General features: G+C 73.8%; 2 protein-coding genes. Both read right to left on the bottom strand.

The genetic code is table 11. The features are described 5' to 3' along the window. On the bottom strand, positions 1 to 1,922 hold a 1,922-nt coding region (locus HO151_RS01005; protein ID WP_173894248.1), incomplete at its 3' end, for a type I polyketide synthase. A gap of 36 nt (positions 1,923 to 1,958) precedes the next feature. Then, positions 1,959 to 3,083, bottom strand: a 1,125-nt coding sequence (locus HO151_RS01000; RefSeq protein WP_173894246.1) for a beta-ketoacyl reductase, incomplete at its 5' end; no start/stop codon positions are given.

Below are 3,083 nucleotides of genomic sequence, written 5' to 3'. Positions count from 1 at the left end.
CCGATGGAGTGACCGGCCACGAACTCAGGGCTCACGCCCCAGGACTCGACCAGCCGGTACAGCGCCACCTCGACCGCGAACAACGCGGGCTGCGTGTACCCGGTGGCATCCAGCAGAGCGGCCTCCTCGCTGCCCTCCTCCGCGAACAGCACCTCACGCAGCGGACGCTCCAGGCCCTCGTCCAGGTACGCCAGTACCTCGTCCAGCGCCTCGGCGAACACCGGGAAGCGCGCGTACAGCTCACGCCCCATCCCCGCACGCTGCGACCCCTGACCGGAGAACAGGACGGCCAGGGTCCGCTCGACGGCGCGTCCCCGGGCCACCTCCACCGGCTCGCCCTCGGCATCCGCCAGCAGGACGGCACGGTGGTCGAAGGTGGAGCGGCCGGTGGCCAGGGAGTGGCCGATGTCGAGGGGGGTGGCGCTCAGGCCGGTGAGGCGGGCGATCTGGGCGTCCAGGGAGTCCCGGGTCTTGGCGGAGACCGTCCAGGGGACGACCGCGGGCGTGACCACGGGCTGCTCGGACTCGGGGGCCGTGGTCTCCTCGGGCTCGGGTGCCTGCTCGATGACGAGGTGGGCGTTGGTGCCGCTGATGCCGAAGGAGGACACGCCGGCGCGGCGGGGCCGGCCGGTCTCCGGCCACGGGGTGGCCTCGGTGAGCAGGCGGATGTTGCCCGCCTCCCAGTCGACGTGGGTCGAGGGCCGGTCCACGTGGAGGGTCTTGGGCAGGACGCCGTGCCGGATGGCGAGGACGGTCTTGATGACGCCCGCGACACCGGCGGCGGCCTGGGAGTGGCCGATGTTCGACTTCGCGGAGCCCAGCAGCAGCGGGCGGTCCGCGGGCCGGTCCTGTCCGTACGTCGCCAGCAGGGCCTGCGCCTCGATGGGGTCGCCGAGCGGGGTGCCGGTGCCGTGCGCCTCCACCGCGTCGACGTCTGCGGCGGAGAGCCCGGCCCCGGCGAGGGCCTGCCGGATGACGCGCTTCTGCGAGGGCCCGTTGGGGGCGGTCAGGCCGTTGGAGGCGCCGTCCTGGTTGATGGCGGAGCCCCGGATCACGGCCAGGACCTGGTGGCCGTTGCGGCGGGCGTCGGACAGCCGTTCCAGGACGAGGACGCCGGAGCCCTCGGACCAGCCGGTGCCGTCGGCGGCGTCCGCGAAGGCCTTGCAGCGGCCGCTGGTGGAGATGCCGCCCTGGCGGGTGAAGCCGGAGAAGCCCATCGGGGTGGACATCACCGTGACGCCGCCCGCGAGGGCGAGGCCGCACTCGCCGTTGCGCAGCGCCTGGGCGGCCAGGTGGATGGCGACGAGGGACGACGAGCAGGCGGTGTCGACGGTGACGGCGGGACCGGCCAGGTCGAAGGCGTACGACAGGCGGCCGGAGACGACACTGGCGGTGAGGCCCGTGGTGGCGTGGCCCTCGGCGTCCTCGCGGGAGTTCATCACGACGCCGACGTAGTCGACGCCGGCGGTGCCCACGAAGACACCGGTGCGGCTGCCGCGCAGCGAGACCGGGTCGATGCCGGCCTGTTCCACGGCCTCCCAGGAGGTTTCCAGGAGGAGCCGCTGCTGCGGGTCCATGGCGACGGCCTCGCGGGGCGAGATCCCGAAGAACCCGGCGTCGAAGGCGGCGGCGTCCACGAAGCCGCCCTCGGCGGCGGCACTGCTGCCGGCGCCCTCGCCGCCCAGGGCGTCGAGGTCCCAGCCGCGGTCGTCGGGGAAGGGCGCGATGCCGTCACGGCCCTCGTCGAGGAGCCGCCAGTAGTCCTCGGGGGAGTTCACGCCGCCGGGGAGGCGGCAGGCCATGCCGACGACGGCGATGGGCTCGCGCCGGTGTGCCTCGGCCTCCTCCAGGCGGCGCCGGGTCTTGTGCAGATCGGCCGTGACCCACTTGAGGTAGTCGACGAGCTTCTTGTCATCGGGCATGACGGGGGAACCTTCCTGTGGTGGATCAAGCTCGTCTCAGCGGTCGCCCAGGCGGCCGAGCTCGTTGTCGATGAACGCGAAGACGTCGTCGGCGCTGGCCGACTCGAAGTTGTCGTCGACGTCGGAGCCGGTCGGCTCCGGTGCGGTACCGCGCACCCTGTCCAGCATCTGGCCCAGGCGCAGGGCGAGGCCCGCGCGGGTGATCTCGTCCGGGTCGCCGGCCGCGAGGAGCGTCTCCAGCCGGTCGAGTTCGGCGAGGAGCGACGGCCCCTGCGGGGCGTCGTCGCCGGCCAGTTCGGAGACGAAGTGTTCGGCGAGCACGGTGGGCGTGGGGTAGTCGAAGACCAGGGTCGCCGGGAGGCGCAGTCCGGTCGCGGTGGACAGGTGGTTGCGCAGTTCCAGCGCGGTCAGCGAGTCGAAGCCCAGCTCACGGAACTCCTGGGTGACGTCGACGGACTTCGGTGAGGCGTGGCCGAGGACCCGGGCGGCCTGTTCGCGGACCAGGTCGGTGACGTACCGGACGCGGTCGGCGGCGCCGAGTTCGGCGAGCTTGGCGCCGAGCGCCGCGGAGGCTCCGGCCGCGTCGGTGGCGGCCGCGGTGCGGCGTCCGCTGCGGACCATGGAGCGGAACAGCGGCGGCAGGTCCTCGGGGGCGGCGCCGCGCATGGCGCCGGGGGCGAGGCCCACCAGGACGAGGAAGGTCTCGTCGGAGCCGCGGGCGATGTCGAACAGTTCCAGGCCCTGCTCGACGGCGAGCGGCGGGAGGCCGCCGGACTGCATGCGGCGCATGTCCGTGTCGGACAGGGTGCTGGTCATGCCGCCGTCGTGCGCCCAGGGACCCCAGGCCAGCGAGGTGCCGGCCAGGCCGAGTTCGCGGCGGTGGCGGGTGAGGGCGTCCAGGAACGAGTTGGCCGCGGCGTAGTTGCCCTGGCCGGGGCTGCCCATGACGCCCGCGATGGACGAGAAGGGCAGGAACGCGGCGAGGTCGAGGTCGCGGGTCAGCTCGTGCAGGTGCCAGGCCGCGTCCACCTTGGGCCGCAGGACGGCCGCGAGGCGTTCGGGCGTGAGCGAGGCGATCACACCGTCGTCCAGGACACCCGCCGTGTGGATTACCGCGGTGAGCGGGTGCTCCGCCGGTACGGCGCCGACGAGGGCGGCGGT

The sequence above is a fragment of the Streptomyces sp. 8P21H-1 genome, from assembly GCF_013302945.1.
This window is presented reverse-complemented; position numbering and strand designations above follow the sequence as displayed.